12 protein-coding genes, 1 tRNA gene and 1 pseudogene are annotated in these 16,118 nt (G+C 54.3%); 2 read left to right on the forward strand and 12 right to left on the reverse strand.

Annotated features, from left to right (window positions below; all coding sequences use genetic code 11):
• The first annotated feature begins 84 nt into the window (after window positions 1-84).
• Window positions 85-345 (forward strand): hypothetical protein, encoded by a 261-nt coding sequence (locus E4T63_RS17940; protein ID WP_027611570.1) that lies wholly within the window; start codon window positions 85-87, stop codon window positions 343-345.
• Window positions 346-376: 31 nt separating this feature from the next.
• On the opposite strand, the gene E4T63_RS17945 is transcribed toward E4T63_RS17940, so the two are convergent.
• From E4T63_RS17945 to E4T63_RS17955, 3 genes are all read right to left on the reverse strand, one after another.
• A complete protein-coding gene (locus E4T63_RS17945) occupies window positions 377-799 on the reverse strand; it encodes an RDD family protein (RefSeq protein ID WP_097088693.1) in 423 nt (140 codons plus the stop codon).
• Window positions 800-898: 99 nt separating this feature from the next.
• Window positions 899-1,243, reverse strand: coding sequence for a hypothetical protein (locus E4T63_RS17950; protein ID WP_135296190.1), 345 nt, complete (start codon window positions 1,241-1,243; stop codon window positions 899-901).
• A gap of 96 nt (window positions 1,244-1,339) precedes the next feature.
• A complete protein-coding gene (locus E4T63_RS17955) occupies window positions 1,340-2,002 on the reverse strand; it encodes a DUF2625 domain-containing protein (RefSeq protein ID WP_135296191.1) in 663 nt (220 codons plus the stop codon).
• 295 nt (window positions 2,003-2,297) lie between these two features.
• Here E4T63_RS17955 and E4T63_RS17960 point away from each other — a divergent pair.
• Window positions 2,298-2,567: pseudogene (locus E4T63_RS17960) on the forward strand (Arm DNA-binding domain-containing protein); the annotation flags it as partial.
• Between the two features lie 169 nt (window positions 2,568-2,736).
• Here the strand turns inward: E4T63_RS17960 and E4T63_RS17965 are convergent.
• From E4T63_RS17965 to pheT, 9 genes are all read right to left on the reverse strand, one after another.
• Complete coding sequence (locus tag E4T63_RS17965; RefSeq protein ID WP_135296192.1) at window positions 2,737-3,837, reverse strand: hypothetical protein; 1,101 nt, start codon at window positions 3,835-3,837, stop codon at window positions 2,737-2,739.
• A 70-nt stretch (window positions 3,838-3,907) separates the two neighbouring features.
• Window positions 3,908-4,195, reverse strand: coding sequence for a hypothetical protein (locus tag E4T63_RS17970; protein ID WP_016774053.1), 288 nt, complete (start codon window positions 4,193-4,195; stop codon window positions 3,908-3,910).
• A 167-nt stretch (window positions 4,196-4,362) separates the two neighbouring features.
• Complete coding sequence (locus E4T63_RS17975; protein ID WP_016774052.1) at window positions 4,363-4,752, reverse strand: hypothetical protein; 390 nt, start codon at window positions 4,750-4,752, stop codon at window positions 4,363-4,365.
• Window positions 4,753-4,781: 29 nt separating this feature from the next.
• Window positions 4,782-5,786 carry a hypothetical protein gene (locus E4T63_RS17980; RefSeq protein ID WP_135296193.1) on the reverse strand — a complete coding sequence of 335 codons (1,005 nt, stop codon included), beginning with the start codon at window positions 5,784-5,786 and terminating at the stop codon, window positions 4,782-4,784.
• A gap of 192 nt (window positions 5,787-5,978) precedes the next feature.
• A complete protein-coding gene (locus E4T63_RS17985; protein WP_135296194.1) occupies window positions 5,979-12,608 on the reverse strand; it encodes a DUF3320 domain-containing protein in 6,630 nt (2,209 codons plus the stop codon).
• 318 nt (window positions 12,609-12,926) lie between these two features.
• Window positions 12,927-13,003: transfer RNA gene (locus E4T63_RS17990), tRNA-Pro, on the reverse strand.
• Between the two features lie 88 nt (window positions 13,004-13,091).
• Window positions 13,092-13,448 (reverse strand): MerR family transcriptional regulator, encoded by a 357-nt coding sequence (locus E4T63_RS17995; RefSeq protein ID WP_003179985.1) that lies wholly within the window; start codon window positions 13,446-13,448, stop codon window positions 13,092-13,094.
• A complete protein-coding gene (gene ihfA, locus E4T63_RS18000) occupies window positions 13,429-13,731 on the reverse strand; it encodes an integration host factor subunit alpha (RefSeq protein WP_002553164.1) in 303 nt (100 codons plus the stop codon). The genes E4T63_RS17995 and ihfA overlap by 20 nt, the downstream gene beginning before the upstream one ends.
• A 3-nt stretch (window positions 13,732-13,734) precedes the next feature.
• Window positions 13,735-16,113 (reverse strand): phenylalanine--tRNA ligase subunit beta, encoded by a 2,379-nt coding sequence (gene pheT, locus E4T63_RS18005; protein WP_135296195.1) that lies wholly within the window; start codon window positions 16,111-16,113, stop codon window positions 13,735-13,737.
• Between the last annotated feature and the right edge of the window lie 5 nt (window positions 16,114-16,118).

Raw genomic sequence — 16,118 nt, forward strand, 5'->3', positions numbered from 1 at the left:
ACTTTACCGCTCGTCCAACGGCCAGCACCTTAGGCCTGTTCATGCCTCCAAAGAGTTACCCACATCTCGCGGAAGACTCAGATCATGAACAAGTCGATTGCAACCCTGACGCTTGCAAGCCTGCTGTTGACTGGCTCGCTCTTCACGCAGACCAGTTCGGCAGCAACACCGACGGCCTCCTCCGGCACAAATCAGGCGCAAAGCTCAGAGTCCAACGAGGAAAAAGCCAATAAAAAAGGCGAAGAAGCGTCAGGCTCAAACTCCGGCGCCGAACCGCAAGAAACGCAGAAGGACGCCGCAACCTCCAGTGACTCGGAGGACATTCAGCAAGATTCGAAACCTTAACACTTGGGCGACTGCCGTCGCCCCACTTGACTCACCTGACACGAATCACAATTGTTGACGCAAGCATGTCGCCCAGGCGTTTGCGCGAGCCAAAGAAGATGAAAATCCAGTCGAGGATGTTCAGAAACGGCGTTGTGATATTGCGTATGAACGATTGATACAGATTGCAGTTCAAGTAGCTACGCTCATCAATCACCGACATCCCCAGCAGCTTTTTACCCAGGCTTTGCCCGTTGGGCATTGCGTCGGAAAACAGGTAATACGCCACACCCGTACCAAGAGCCAGGACAGCCACCACATTTGGCGGCAAACCAATAAACTCCGCCAGCCGTCCTACGAAGAGGATCAAAAAGTAGGTGATCAACGTATCGATGATCTGCCCACCCCAGCGACGGCCCAGCCCTGCGAGATTTTTCGGCTTTTGATATTCACTGCTGGTATTGCTGATGTCCATGCGCCTTCGCTCGATCGGAATTTAGATACCGGAGTATCGGCAACCGATCGCCAATATTTAATGGCGCATCAGAGGCGAGCGCACTGACAGTACGGTCTATCAAACCCCGCAACACTGCTGCGCATGGCTCGGCTCGCTGAAGGTAAAGAAGTAGAAGGAAATTTTTTCGTCCTCTACGTCTCTTAATTCATATCTGATTCTGTCGAGCCCACGATCGATTCGGGTAACGACGAGCTCCATGAATTGAGTCAATCCGCCGCCAAAGCCACTTAGATCAAGCGCACTGACATCCTGAAAATTTATAGTGATAGCGCTTTCTGCTGCGTCATCGAGCGACGACATCGTCAAGGCCAGATTGTACTTGAAGTCTTGAATTTCGATATTCAGCGAAACGACTGCATTGTGCTGAATCAAAAGCGAGTTCAAGCGAGATAACTTATCCATTTTCTTATGAACCAATGACGGAAAAGATGTGGCCTGCAACATTCGTGTATTTGAGCGAGCATCTTCAGCCCTGGCAGGCAGAGTATCAACCCGACATCAGAGTAACTGCGCAGAACCTTTGCCGAGCTTGCGTGCCAACTCGACATTCATTTCGAACTGTTCGCTGACATCAATCGCCGTACGGCGACTCTTTTCGACTGAGCCTTCCCGAGTCCAGAGAAACGGGAAAAACGAAAAGCACTGATCCGCTTCCAGCGCCTGCAGGTCGTGAATCCAGCCGTTCCAGCGCAAACCGTCGTAGAAGGTCGCGAGCCGATCACTCAACGCCCAACCCAGAAAGTCGGTGTAAGTAATGTGCAATGGCTCCCACAACAGCGTGTCAGGCGCCCAGTAATACATCGCCCCAACCTCTTCACCCAAACCACCGCCATTGAGAGCAAAAAAACCTCCAGCAGCATCGTCGGCGACCAACATATAAGCATCAGCACGGCCGCCATTCCAATCCAGAAGATTTCGCGGTAATTGCGGATGCCCGGAGCCGAGCACACGTAACCAGCCGTGATCAATCAACAGCCCACCCGTTTCGAAGGCGATCGCACCCAACGTCGATTTAGTCGTGAGCTGAAGACCTGAAAGAACTCTGCCATTTTCGGTGGAGGGAGGGAGTAACTGATAGTTGAGTACGGCTTCCCCCAGCATTTTTTCAATGATGGGCAGCGCCGGATCCCGCTTGTCTATCAAGTGATCCAAATTTTTCATCCAGCGACCTTTTTTTGCGCGAGCTTTGCGCAGGCACAAAAAAGCCGATCTAGATGATCGGCTTAAGTGTCTGATTTTACTCAGGAATAATGGTCGGGACGGAGTGATTCGAACACTCGACCCCTAGCACCCCATCTCTTTTTTCATATTTCTTGAAAGCTTCCAAAATTTCACTCTGGATTTTTCCAAGCGAGTATTTACTTGAGCTCCAGCGGTGTTCTGCTCTACGAGTGTCCAAGAACGTCCATCAAGAGCCGACGTTTTTGTGGGGGTAAAAGTAGGGGGAACCCATTTCATGGCCAAAATCACCATCAAAGAGTTCGAGTCGCTGACCGCTGAAGATGCCGGCCGCATCCTCAGGGAAGATGGCAATCTCTCCGGTCGAATCTCAGTGCGTAAGGACGGTGTATCAGTCAGCTTTTTCTATCGGTATCGCTGGGGCGACCAAAACAAAGAGTACGCCTGTGGCTCCTGGCCGCGCAAATCCCTGACAGACATCCACAAGGCACGCAACCAGGCCCAGGCGCTCATTGATGAGCAGATCAATCCTAACGAGCAAAAGAAAATCTCGATCATTATGTCGATTTGGCTCGCGTGATTTTGACGATGCACAAGAAAAGGTCGACCGGAATCTTCAAAGCTGCAGAGTTGTCTGCCAGGGACTTTATCAGCGCAGTGGGAACTCTCGATCTGCCTATGGCACCTAGGGCGGCTTGAGAGAGTCAACCCGTGGCTTATTGGTTTGAAATACTGGCATGAACTAGATCAGCAGAGGCCTTGTTGAGTGACTGAGCAAAATCATTTGCTTTGGATTCTGCGGCATAATTAGCGCCAAAGCTGTCACTCCAGGCTTTGATCTCAGCGTTTTTCATCGCCGTTTCGTAGTTTTGTTTGGCAATAGTACGCCGAGCATCTCCCCACACGTTCTCCCAACCGCCATAATCCTTCTCAGCTTTCGCCACTTCTTCAGCCTTCCGACGCTTGAAACCTTCAAGCGCTCCACGATGCTCAGCGATAATATCCTTAGGCTCAACTTTTGGCCTCCAAGGGTTCTTGGTAGCACGCTCGCTGATGTTCTGTAGAAGGACCTTCTCCGCCGCAGCGATTAAAATCTTGTGGGCTGGGTCATCTGCATACTTCCTGGAATAACTTGCACTTTGCGCTTTAACACAACTTAAAGCTCTATCGACAACTAGCTTAGCGCCGACGCTACTCCAAATAGCCATCTCCTTTTTGGTGAACGGGTAGAATTCGTCCTTAGGCATGTCTTTTGAACTGCGAAAACTTCCGAATTCTTCAGTCCTTATACCGACAAGCCCGCAAAACATTTTTATGCTTGATAGATAGGAAGCCTCTATTCCGCGACCTTGAGCATCAGCCACCTGCTTATCCGTTACGGCCGGCATCCCCTCCGCCGTGTAGTACTTGTACTCCATGTAGCGCGTTTGATTCTGGAGCTGCTTCTTATCCTGGCGAGCAGCGTTGAGACTGCGCTCTAAGCCCTCCAGCTCACCCTTGGCGAAGTCTCGCTCAGCCGCCAGGGACTTGAGTTGGGTTTCCAGCGCGGCAACCTTGGGTCGTTGCTCTTTCAGGATGCCCTCGTACTCAGCAACCTGCTCTTCCAGCCGATCCTTTTGGTAGATGGGTTTCACGGTGTAGAAATAGCCGAAAACTGCTACTACCACGAGAACGATCTGCGAGAGCTTTTCTACGAAAGAAAGCCAATCCGCTTTCTCACGAACAGATTCAGTGCCAACCCGATCACCGCTGGTGGTGGGGCTGCTCGTCTCCACTCGCTCCTGCTGCCTTCTCAAAAATGCGTTGCGCCTTGTCATGCAATCCCTTCATCGAACCAACAAAATGCCTGCCGGCAAGCCGGCGGGCATTGAGGAGTTGCCGAGTAGGTTACCAGCCCAACGCTTTTTTAACCTTTGCGTTCAGGTCATCACGCATTACTACGGCACTCAGCTCTTTTGCATGGAGCGCGTTCTCGGCATTATGAACATCCCCCAGCGTTTTCTTGCTGTGCTTGTTCATCAGGTTCTCGATGAATTCCAGAACCTCGTAGCCCTCGTCTTTGTCGACACGCGACCGATCTTTAGGGCCTGCGTATCTACCATCACCGTTGTCGCGTTTCCAAGTGTAGGTATATTTAGCAGTTTGCAGGTGTTCTTTCTTGAGCTGAACAGTCATAACTCTTCTCCCGGCTTAAGCAAGCGCTCATTCTAGAGCACCAAAATTGGCTTTGTGATGACGGTCGGGAGCCAGTGAGAAAAATCAGGCTTAAGCGTTGACTCTCAATCTTGAGTTTTCTCTAATGCGCATCCCGCCGGTGGGCGATGCAATACCTTGAAACCGCGTCAATGTGACTTGGATTGAACCTTGCCATCCACCAAGGTCACCACCATATATACGTACACCTCCGTCCCCCACGTATAGACCTGCACGTTGCCGCCACTGGCAGCCTCCTTACCGGGAATCTTGACGATGTCCAGCACCTGTTCATAAGTCATGCCGGGTTTAATTGCAGCGTATTGTTGATCACTAATATTGGGACGCTGGGCTCTTATCGTTTCAAGATCGGGAAAGCCGGATTGATAGTTGACGTTATTGCCATTGCCAGAAATGACCGGACTGTTGTTGCCGCTGGAGCTGTGCGAAACCGCCGGGGTTGGCAGGACGAGCGCCGCCACTGATGCCAAAGCCCCCAATATGCCTGTGTACAAGCCAATTTTTTTTATGTTTGCCATGTCATTCTCTGGATTCTCAGATGATTCAGTTATACGACTACGGCGAAGCGCTGAGCATCAAGGGCGGCAACAGCCGAGAATCCAGCGCCCTTTTTGAAACTCATGTTATGGACAAAACTCTTCATCGCATCAGACGGATCGATGGTTTCGAGGTTAAGTCCGTCAACAGTTGGTCTAGAGAACGCAGCACTCAGAATCGGCTGCTCCTCCATATGACCTGTCGAGCTGTTGAGCACATTGTCCAGAGCGGTGACGATGACCAGGTCATCCGGCAGGATTGCCAACAACTCTCGACCTACTCGCAGGGCGCAACTGCACACGTAGTCCTGATGAAGTTCGTTGAACCGCCCAGCAGGCATAGCTTTGGTCGACAGTTTGCCGCTTTTGAGTAGAGATTTTATTTCGGTCGGAATCACGTCGGAGCCATGAATAGCGACTTTCGCTTCTAAGACACCACCTTCATGAACAATCATCTGAATAGCTGAGCCGAGGTGTGATATTTCTGCAAACGACTCGAAAGCTTCGATGGCATCTAGCTTGGCCTGACGGTCACCATCAAGGATACGGATCGCAATGTCCCTCTCCTCCGCCCACTCGGTATGGGCAGTTTTCCATTCATCAAGCTGAGCCTGATATTGCCTTTCGTCTTCCGCCTGCGCGGTGCCAATTTTTCCTTCCAGGGCCATGCGCTGACGAGCCTCTAGCTTGAAAAGCCGAGCCCAGAAATTGGGGTGATATGTAGCGGCCGCATGCGTAGCTTCTTGCTCAAGAGCACCGCTCTTGAGAGGCTGTTTAGGTTCAGGATTGGAGAGAATTCGCTTCCATTTCACAGGCTCGGCACACTCCTTGTGCATCGAAAGGAGGATATCTACGTGATTTTCGTACACCTCAACTTCATACGCTGCTTGTTCCAGCGCTTCCATCTTTGCGTACTCTTTCTGTCGCTTTTCAAGCTCACGCTGACGGCGATGAGCGTTGCGCTCTGATCGCCGCGCAGACGCTTGCAGCGAACGTACAGTCCCTTTCCAACCCATCACGACTCTCCATACCGTTCACATGATGGCACATTAACATAACTCGTGGCATTGCCTGAATCACCTGAGTATTTGGAAACCGAAATATCAGTTAACCCAGAAATAGCGCATTTGTACTCCACGCTTCTCAGAGCAAAGGCACGACCAGTTACCCAGAAGCAAGGGGACCTTCATGACCCCCTTGTTTCTCGTTTACTCCGCCGTTTGGCGTATGGCCTTCTCAATTCGCTGACGTCCCGCATGAGCAAGCTTGCTTACACCAGCTTCCTTCGCAACAGCGTATATCAATGACTCCCCTTCGTGGCCCCGCTGCACCATTTCGTCAACCAAAGCACGCAGTTCTGGCAGACAGATTTCAGATAGCCCTCTCGTGGAATCTTCGTCGCCGGGCCTACGGAAAACGACACAGGTATCCGACTCTATATGAGTAGGCCAGAAAAAAACTCCTGCCTGCTCCTCTTCATGTAAGCGGAATCGAGCACGGGCAATTTGGTCAACGCGATCACGTATCCGTGAGCCGGTTCGTACCCAGCCATGAGCACGGGCAATGCGCCTTGCGAGCACCGTGTCCAGAACCGGTCCCTCTTCCGCTACCACATGAGCAATCATCTGCTCCAACGTTTCTGTGTAACTCGCGTCAAAGAACTGATCTGGATCGACCAACCCTACCGCCTGACGAGGGTCGGTTTCTTTATAAATCAAATGTTCAAGGGGGCGAACAAAAGCCAGGACATCCTCGACTGGCGTGAGAGATGCCGCCTTGGCGTACTTCAACTCAGGCAAAGCGCCTGAGGGATCATTGGCTTCGGCCAAACCATCCGCTGCGGCGACCACAGCCACCTGATCCACTACCTCAATGACCTCAGCCATAGCCGCGTCGATTTTCAGTCGCTCTGCCTCCAGAGCTGCATCAATGACAGTTTGCTTGGCTCGAGACTCAGCGAGGAGCTCATTCAGACGCTGATGCACCTTCTCAGCAGTTCCAATTGCATCTACCCACCAGTCCGTCGACCATATCCTAACGATCTCCCAGCCAAGTCCACGCAGCACAAACTCACGGAGCTTGTCGCGATCTCGAGCAGTCGCGCTGCGGTGATAGGTAGCACCGTCGCATTCAATACCGGCAAGGAATCGCCCGGGAGCATCAGGGTGAACAACCCCAAGGTCTACACGAAAGGAAGAAACGCCAATCTGGGTATGTATCTGCCACCCCTTTTTGGCCAAGGCTGCTGCAACCGCCTCTTCGAATGGGCTGTCGAAACCACCCACGCTGCCAGAGTTAGCTTCTGCGAGAGCCCGCGGGCCACGCTCTGCAAACTCTAGGAAGTGCTTGAGATCCCGCACCCCAATCGCTTGCGTACGAGCCAAATCAATGTGCTCTGGTCGCAAGGTCGAGAACACCAAAAGCTCCTGGCGAGCGCGGGTGATAGCCACATTCAGTCGACGCTCACCACCAGGGCGGTTCATCGGACCGAAGTTCATCGACAGCACGCCAGCAGCATCTTTCCCGTACGTGGTTGAGAAGTAGATGATGTCTCGCTCATCACCTTGAACGCTCTCAAGGTTCTTGACGAAAACTGGCTCCAGCTCGGACTCAGCGAAATACACGTCGAGTGATGGGTCTTTCCGGCAAGCCTCGTCCAGCATGTCCATGATGAGCTTCTGCTGCTCACCGTTGAAGGTTACGACCCCCACGGTTCTCCTGCTTTCACGGAAAACCGGAGACTGTAGGCGAGCTACCAGATCGGCAACCAACGATCTTGCTTCGATCAAGTTGGTTCTTGACCCTCCCTTGTCATATACACCAGGGATAGGGCACAGCCGTACTGCCTTGTCGGCCGTAAACGGTGATGGGAAGGTCACCAGCTTCGACTGGTAGTAACGCTGATTCGAGAAGGCGATCAGACTCTCGTGGCGGCTGCGGTAGTGCCAGTTCAGATTACGCATCGGCAGGTTGGCGCTGATGCACTCGTCCAGAATACTCTCGAGATCAGCCTCTACATCCTCATCTTCAGCGGTCGACTCAGCTCGGTCAAAGAAGGAAGTTGGAGGGAGCTGTTTGGGGTCGCCCACCATCACTACCTGCTTCCCTCGGGCCATGGCCCCGATGGCATCCCAGACAGGTATTTGAGATGCCTCATCGAAGATTACGAGATCGAACGGTGTTGAGGCAGGCGGCAGATACTGAGCAATGGAGAGAGGGCTCATGAGCAAGCATGGAGTGAGTTTGGTTAGCGCTTCTGGCGCACGACTCATCAGCTCCCGCAATGGAATATGCTTGGTCTTCTTGCCCATCTCATGGCGCAGGACTCCCCATTCTGAAGAGCGACTTACGCTGTCTTGGCTTGGTAGGTCGGAACACAGCCGAGCTCGGAGCCAGTCCTTGGTCAGCTCGGTGAACTTGTCATCCAAAGCCCGGAAATCACGAATGCGCTGTTCGTGCTCAACGCTGACGAACGTCCGGATCACCTCCTCGTTGTCCACCGTCGTGTTCAGCCACCAGCGGGCATAATTCACTTCCAATACACGACGGACATTTCCAGAGGTAATGGCTCCTGTTTCCATCGCTTGAACAATCGGAGCCAGTCCGACAGCGTAGGCTTCATCGCGAACCTTCCGCCAAGCGCACCATGCCTTGAGGCGCGATTCAGACGAGACAACCGTTTCGCAGTTTTTCTTGATATCGATTAGTGCAAGATGGGCAATTTCGATGACGCCCATTTCGGTAAAATGACCGACGGCAGTCAGGTGCGCTGCTCGCTCCTGGAGCAATTCGAGCTTTTCGCGAAGGGTAACTCCGGCAATAGCTATAGCAGCTTCCGGCTCAAGCAGTGCGTTACCATCCCCCAGCAAAGTTTGAAGTGGTGCTTTATAGGCCGCGACCTGCTCAGGATTAAGTGCTAGCTTCGCCACTGCGGTAGCCATCTCCCCCTGGAATGCTACCGCCCTACGTGCAACATCAACCTTCGTTTTCAAGTTATTCCAGGCAGGGGCAATTTCTCGCAGATCAGCCAGATCCACCAACTCTCGTTCAATTGCTGCTCTTTTCTTGAGCAGCTCAAAATCAGCTTTGAACAACGAGCCACAACGCCCCTCCTCTACATGAGGATGGTCGTCGACAAGCCGGCCGCATTCTTCGATATCACGTCGTTCAGCCTGGAAGCACAGCGCTGCTGTCAGCACATCAATATCAGTGTTCAAACCGCTCCAGAGAGAGCTAGTTGCTGAGCCGAGCTCAACCAGCTCATCTAACCCAGCATCGAGACGAGTAAGCGCACGCAGCCGGCGGAGTTCCTCCTTCAACTCATCACCAAGCTGGCCCTGCTCAACCAACTGGAAGCCATCATCGATCCAGACGGAGTTATTTTTCTGAAGCCTAATGACCTCTTGCAGTTTGATTGCTGTCGCGAGATGCGTTGCTTCGGATTTAGCACCTTGCCAAACAGCGACACACTCATGACCTGGCTCCAGCTCATCGACTGCTCGACGCACCGACCGAATCTCTACCCAAGTAGCGAGATCCTTACCATTGTCGACTTCACCTGTTGAAGTCTGCATCGGAGCCAGTAGCCCAGCGATTCGGCGTTTTCCAAGCCAAGACTTAGGCCAGAAAGACTCCTCCGCATCTTTCCACTCGCGCAGCAGGAGCTCGGTATCAAGCGCTTCAATGGCGTCACTGTAGGACGCGGTTAGCTGCTGCTTAAGGTCGTCTATCTGATCCAGTAATGTGACAGCTTGCCCAAGGACGTCGCAGACACTTTGTGGCCAGGCTTGGCCCAGTTCTGCGAAAGTTGCGCGGCGTTGCTGCAGCAGATCAATGCCTTGTTTAGCATCAGCAACAACACGAGACGGCCAGAAAGTTGAGAGCCTAGAGTTGATGTCACGGTGCTGCTCGATCCCGGTACAACCGTCACTCAGACGCTGAGCAATTGAGCGAGCATCAGGTCGCAATGCGAAACGCCAATCATGCCCAGCGGCAGCCGGAAGTGCTTGAGAAAGGATCGATAGCCCTTCAAGCGCTGTAGGGGTGTACTGCGTAACAGGAAGCCCGGACAGCTCAACAAAGCGATCAGCAGCTCGCTGGACCTCAAGCACTGCGGGAAGCACGTCACGAGCAGCCTGCACGAGTTGTTGTTGCCAATGAGGCGACCACTCTGCTTGGCCTACCGCGGACAAAGCGTTGCCTGCCAACTGACTGTAGCCCACAGCTTGTGCGTTCACTTCAAGGCGGTCGCCCAGCTCTCGAAGCTCAAGCATGGCCTTCTGATCATGCGTTTCCGGAGATGGCCAACCAAGTGAAGCTACTGCCTCATCAACACCAGATGTCACCGTCCCGATGGCATCGTAGATGGTGTAGCCGTTGCGGTGCCGGCGATGCAGACGCTCGACATAAATATTGAGGCTGTCACGCAGGGAAGCGAGCCGCTGCGCTTCCACCTCCCATGCGGCAGCGTCTACCTGCCCTTTCGCCTCCCAAGCCGACTGCAACTGAGCAAGGACATCCGTTTTCCGAGCTTTGCTGGAGTGAAGTTCAAGGCAGAACTCACCCAGACCGATTTCACGCAAGCGCCGGTACACGACGTCCAGGGCAGCAATTTTCTCAGATACGAACAGAACCCGGCGCCCTTGAGCGATCGACTGGGCAATCATGTTGGAAATCGTTTGGCTTTTACCCGTGCCGGGTGGGCCGATGAGAACGAAGTCTTTGCCCTTGGCTGCTGCCATCACAGCCGCAAGCTGAGATGAATCAGATGGCAGTGGGCAGAACACATCAGTTGGGCCGTAATCACGGTCCAGAGACTCAGCCTCCGGAAACGGGGTATCGGAGATGAACGAATCGCGTGGCGTATCCAGAAGGTGCTGGACTACTGGACTCTGTCGAAGGTGCTCTGCATTCTCGGCAAGATCCTTCCACATGAGATACTTAGCAAACGAGAACATCGAGAGTACAACGTCCTCGTTCAGCTCCCAACCAGCGATGTCCTTGATCGCATGACCAACCTTGTTCCAAATACCTGCGATATCCAGACCGGAGTCGTCCCGAGGCAGCTCCTGCTCCAGCGAACCCAAGCCCAACTCAAAGTCTTGACGCAGCATCTCGATCAGAGTCGGGTTAAAACGAGGCTCATCATCGTGCAGCACCATGGTGAATCCGGAGCGGGCGCTCTTACGTTCCAACGTAACTGGTACCAACACCAGCGGCGCTTTGTACTTCTGCCCCGCCCTATCCTCACGCGTCCAGCTAAGAAAACCGATGGCCAGGAACAGAGTGTTGGAACCACCTTCCTGCAAAGCAGTACGAGCGCTTCGATACAACTCAGTTAACCGGACATCCATTTCGGCGGACGTCAGCGCAACGAATATTTCCCTGCGCTTAAGAGCATCTTCAGCATGACGACGGCGAACATCTTCTCGCTCACGCTGCTCATAGAGTGCGCGCTCACGCGGATCTGCACCATCCATCAGGTCAGGCCTGGTAAGCAACTTCAGAGACTGTCCACTTGCAAGAATGTCCTCGAGCGCACCAGGATCAGGAGATTCAAGCTTCAGCGCACGCTTACCCATTTTGAAATTGAGTAAGTTATTTCGAAGCGACAGATCCAAAAGCTTACGCTGCCAACGGCCGAGGCGATCTGCTGGATCGAGCTTGGAGAGATCCTCAACCTGCACCTCAATGTTGTCATCGGCGATGCCGATCCCCTCCTCCACCAGAAGCGATGGGGCTTCGTCAGATTCAGTAACGGCAACACGCGCGATCTGAGCCTCTGAGCTGGCGAGTGGCTTGATACGTTGCAGACGGGCGCGGCGGATATCCAGCAGCATCTCGAAAACACTTTCAGCGTCTTCGGCGACCTGTTTCGTGCCCATCTCTACCGCATAAGAGAATGGCGGTATTGAGTTGTGAGTAATGAGGGTAGTCTCGAACAGCACGAGTTCCTGAAGCTTCACCCGCTTACGTACTGCTGTGACATCATCCACCAGGGCAGTCGTAAACTCTTCGGGCTTAAGCCACAAACCAGCAAAAGCATGACCATGGGTGAATACGATCACAGGGTTAAGACCGATCTGCTCCAATGCCGCGCAGAAAAGCAGAGTCAGGTCGAGACAAGTAGCCAACCCGGAGTCCGCAATCTGACTGGGGCTACGAATCTTCTGTCCGGATTGTTCGAAGCTTGCCGGTGGCAACGCATAGTCGAGCTTCATGCGCGCCACCGCACCCCACACTGCCGACGCCAACTGCCAAGCTCTTTTGGGGCCACCCTCATATCCATCAAGTGCGGATGGCTTATCGCTAAGACGAAGCAACTCGGCCGCCTGTTTGAGCAACCGCTCAACCGCCGCATCATTCGGCTGAACAAAAGCCGCAGTCATATCTGGTATATGCCGCAATCCGCCCCACTGGTTTCTGGGCAAAAGGTCTACGACCTGTTCAAGCCGAGCAACTTCCTTGCGACCGCTTTCCGCCTCCTTGTCATCGGCTTCAAGAACGAAGGTAAAGGTCGACATCTCCGCTTCTGTCAAGCGATTCAACAACGGGCCATCCAGAACAAGATCAAGCCCAGGTATGACCCGGAAGCTATCTGCAGCGATCTCGTCAATCCGCCAGATCTTGGACTTAAATACCTCGGGCGCCGAGCGAAGGGTAAGAGTCGCATTGACGAAACGATCACTCGTCTCGTTCGAGATGCCAAGCTCGCGTATCACAGGGATGGCGTTCTGGAAATCTGCAAGGTTCAGCTTCGCCACCAAGGTGGCAAGGATTTTTACTTCTTTAGGCTGGACTTCTTCTTGGGGCGTGAGGGGCTGAACGATGTCGTCCATGCGCAACCATCCTTGTCGTTATGCCCAAGGGAGTGCCGGAATTGGCCGGCCAGGGAGCCCCTCTTGAGCTGATGGCGGGATGATAGCTCTTCTAGTGAGAGCCGTAATGTGCCTTTGGTCGTTACTGATTTCTCATCCCATCATCGAATGGCCGCTAGGTAGACCAGAGCAATCCGCCTGCCAAAAGCCCCTAGGACAAAATCCGATATTGGTAACACATCCGAAAAATCCACTCAGAGCCAGCCTTTTTGTGGGGGTAAAAACGCGGACAAATAAAAAAGGGTCGCGAGATAAAATCTCGCAACCCCTTGAATAATATGGTCGGGACGGAGTGATTCGAACACTCGACCCCTAGCACCCCATGCTAGTGCGCTACCGGACTGCGCTACGCCCCGACTGCTTTGAAACCCGCCCCTCGTCTCGAAGAGCGCTCAAGAATATATCGCAAGCTTTTGAAAACTGGAAGTATTCAAACGCAGCTTTTTATTTCTTGAGCACCACCAGTACATCTTCAAGCTCAGCGATCATCTGGCGGATCATTTGCTTGTATTGGGTGGTGTCGTCTTTGGCTTCATCACCGGACAAGCGCAGACGCGCGCCGCCGATGGTGAATCCCTGATCGTAAAGGAGCGCGCGGATTTGCCGGATCATCAGCACATCCTGGCGCTGATAATACCGGCGGTTTCCGCGGCGTTTGACGGGGTTGAGTTGAGGAAACTCCTGCTCCCAGTAGCGCAGCACGTGTGGTTTTACCGCACACAGCTCGCTGACTTCACCAATGGTGAAGTAGCGTTTGCCCGGGATGACGGGTAGTTCGTCGTTATGACTTGGTTCCAGCATAAGCCTCAACTCGGGCCTTCAACTTCTGCCCTGGACGAAAGGTGACCACACGGCGAGCCGTGATCGGGATTTCTTCCCCCGTTTTCGGGTTGCGGCCAGGCCGCTGGCGTTTGTCCCGAAGGTCGAAATTGCCGAAACCGGACAATTTGACCTGCTCGTTGTCTTCAAGAGCGTGCCTGATTTCCTCGAAAAACAGTTCAACCAACTCCTTGGCTTCCCGCTTGTTCAGGCCCAGCTCTTCATACAGACGTTCCGCCATCTCAGCTTTCGTCAAAGCCCCCATACGTCACTTCCTTAACGTGGCGTTCAACCTTTGTTCGAGCGAGGTGAGGATATTTTGCGTCGTCGAATTCACCTCATCGTCATTAAGAGTGCGCGATGGATGCTGCCAGGTCAAGCCAACTGCAAGGCTTTTTCTATCAGGATCAATGCCTTTACCCTGATACACGTCAAACAGCCTGAGATCCGTGAGCCATTCGCCTGCATTTTCACGGATTACGTCCAGTACAGCCGAGGCCGCGACGTCTTTGTGCGCGATCAGCGCAAGGTCACGACGCACTTCAGGAAAACGCGACAACTCATGGAATTGCGGCATTTTTCCGGAAGCGACTTCAGCCAGAACCAGCTCGAAGACGAAGACCGGACGATCCAGACCCAGGGCCTTGGACAGCTCCGGGTGAATCGCACCGATAAAGCCGACTTCACGCCCATCACGTTCGATGCGCGCGGTTTGCCCCGGGTGCAGCGCCGGGTGTTTACCCGGAGTGAAAGTGAAGGTATCCAGTGCACCGGCAAAGCCCAACACCGCTTCAACATCAGCCTTCACGTCGAAGAAATCGACGGTGTCGCGACCCTGCGCCCAACCTTCCGGCAGACGGCTGCCGCAAACAACACCCGACAGCATCGGTTCTTGCTTCAGACCTTCCAGCTGACCGACGAAGCGCAGACCGCTTTCGAACAGACGCACGCGATCCTGCTGGCGGTTCAGGTTGTGCTGCAACGCCTTGACCAGGCCCGGCCACAGCGAGGAACGCATGGCAGCCATATCATTGGAAATCGGGTTGGCCAGCAACAGCGGCTCAACGCCCGGGTTGAACAGTTCGAACTGTTTCGGATCGATGAAGCTGTAAGTGATCGCTTCCTGATAACCACGGGCTACCAGCAGACGACGCAGCTCAGGCAATTCGCTGCGTGCTTCAGCCTTCGCTTGCGGCGCCAGACGCGCTTGCGGGTAACGAACCGGCAGACGGTTGTAGCCATACAGGCGAGCCAGTTCTTCGATCAGATCGACTTCCAGGCTGATGTCGAAGCGATGGCTTGGCACTTCTACGCGCCACTGCCCTGCTCCGTGAGCGGAAATATTCAGACCCAAGGCGCTGAGCAGACGCTCGACCTGAGCCGAATCCATTTCCATCCCCAGCATCTGGGTGATGCGCTGCGCACGCAGGGTGATCGGCGCGATCGATGGCAGGTGCTGTTCGCTGACGGTCTCGATGATCGGGCCGGCTTCACCACCGGTAATTTCCAGCAGCAGGCCAGTGGCGCGCTCCATGGCTTCACGGGCCAGTTGCCAGTCCACGCCACGCTCGTAACGGTGCGAGGCGTCGGTGTGCAGGCCGTAGGAACGAGCCTTGCCCGCCACAGCGATCTGATCGAAGAAGGCACTTTCCAGGAAAACGTCGCGAGTGGTTGCGGACACACCACTGTGCTCGCCACCCATTACGCCGGCAATCGCCAGAGCGCGGGTGTGGTCGGCAATCACCAGGGTATCGCTACGCAGGCTGACTTCCTGACCGTCGAGCAAAACCAGCTTCTCACCCTCTTCCGCCATACGCACGCGGATGCCGCCATTGATTTCGGCGAGATCGAAAGCGTGCAGTGGCTGACCCAGCTCAAGCATCACGTAGTTGGTGATGTCGACGGCAGCGTCGATGCTGCGCACATCGGCGCGGCGCAGGCGTTCAACCATCCACAGCGGGGTTGGTTTGGACAGATCAACGTTACGGATGACACGACCCAGGTAACGCGGGCAGGCGGCAGGCGCCAGCACTTCTACCGGACGCACTTCGTCGTGCACAGCCGGAATGGTCATGACCACCGGGCGAGTGACCGGCGTGTCGTACAGCGCACCCACTTCACGGGCCAGACCGGCCAGCGACAGGCAGTCGCCACGGTTCGGGGTCAGGTCGACCTCGATGCTGGCATCTTCCAGATCCAGGTACACACGGAAATCTTCGCCCACCGGCGCATCGGCCGGCAGTTCCATCAGACCGTCGTTGCCTTCACCGACCTGCAGCTCGGCTTGCGAGCACAGCATGCCGTTGGACTCGACGCCACGCAGCTTGGCCTTCTTGATCTTGAAGTCGCCCGGCAGTTCGGCACCGATCATGGCGAACGGAATCTTCAGGCCCGGACGCACGTTTGGCGCACCGCACACGACCTGGAAGGTTTCCGCGCCATTGCTGACCTGGCATACACGCAGCTTGTCGGCATCAGGGTGCTGCTCGGTGCTCAGCACCTCGCCCACGACCACGCCGCTGAATACACCGGCGGCCGGGGTCACGCTATCGACCTCCAGACCCGCCATCGACAGACGAGCAACCAGCTCGTCGCGACTTACCTGCGGGCTAACCCAGCCACGCAGCCATTGTTCACTGAATTTCATCCTGC

The organism is Pseudomonas fluorescens, from assembly GCF_004683905.1.
In the GTDB taxonomy this organism is placed as follows: domain Bacteria; phylum Pseudomonadota; class Gammaproteobacteria; order Pseudomonadales; family Pseudomonadaceae; genus Aquipseudomonas; species Aquipseudomonas putida_A.

What these genes read in the sequence shown, in the direction of transcription:
- E4T63_RS17970 (WP_016774053.1), bottom strand. Translation starts at nt 4,195, where the DNA reads ATGACTGTTCAGCTCAAGAAAGAACACCTGCAAACTGCTAAATATACC.
- E4T63_RS17945 (WP_097088693.1), bottom strand. Translation starts at nt 799, where the DNA reads ATGGACATCAGCAATACCAGCAGTGAATATCAAAAGCCGAAAAATCTC.
- pheT (WP_135296195.1), bottom strand. Translation starts at nt 16,113, where the DNA reads ATGAAATTCAGTGAACAATGGCTGCGTGGCTGGGTTAGCCCGCAGGTA.
- ihfA (WP_002553164.1), bottom strand. Translation starts at nt 13,731, where the DNA reads ATGGGGGCTTTGACGAAAGCTGAGATGGCGGAACGTCTGTATGAAGAG.
- E4T63_RS17955 (WP_135296191.1), bottom strand. Translation starts at nt 2,002, where the DNA reads ATGAAAAATTTGGATCACTTGATAGACAAGCGGGATCCGGCGCTGCCC.
- E4T63_RS17950 (WP_135296190.1), bottom strand. Translation starts at nt 1,243, where the DNA reads ATGGATAAGTTATCTCGCTTGAACTCGCTTTTGATTCAGCACAATGCA.
- E4T63_RS17980 (WP_135296193.1), bottom strand. Translation starts at nt 5,786, where the DNA reads ATGGGTTGGAAAGGGACTGTACGTTCGCTGCAAGCGTCTGCGCGGCGA.
- E4T63_RS17985 (WP_135296194.1), bottom strand. Translation starts at nt 12,608, where the DNA reads ATGGACGACATCGTTCAGCCCCTCACGCCCCAAGAAGAAGTCCAGCCT.
- E4T63_RS17975 (WP_016774052.1), bottom strand. Translation starts at nt 4,752, where the DNA reads ATGGCAAACATAAAAAAAATTGGCTTGTACACAGGCATATTGGGGGCT.
- E4T63_RS17995 (WP_003179985.1), bottom strand. Translation starts at nt 13,448, where the DNA reads ATGCTGGAACCAAGTCATAACGACGAACTACCCGTCATCCCGGGCAAA.
- E4T63_RS17965 (WP_135296192.1), bottom strand. Translation starts at nt 3,837, where the DNA reads ATGACAAGGCGCAACGCATTTTTGAGAAGGCAGCAGGAGCGAGTGGAG.
- E4T63_RS17940 (WP_027611570.1), top strand. Translation starts at nt 85, where the DNA reads ATGAACAAGTCGATTGCAACCCTGACGCTTGCAAGCCTGCTGTTGACT.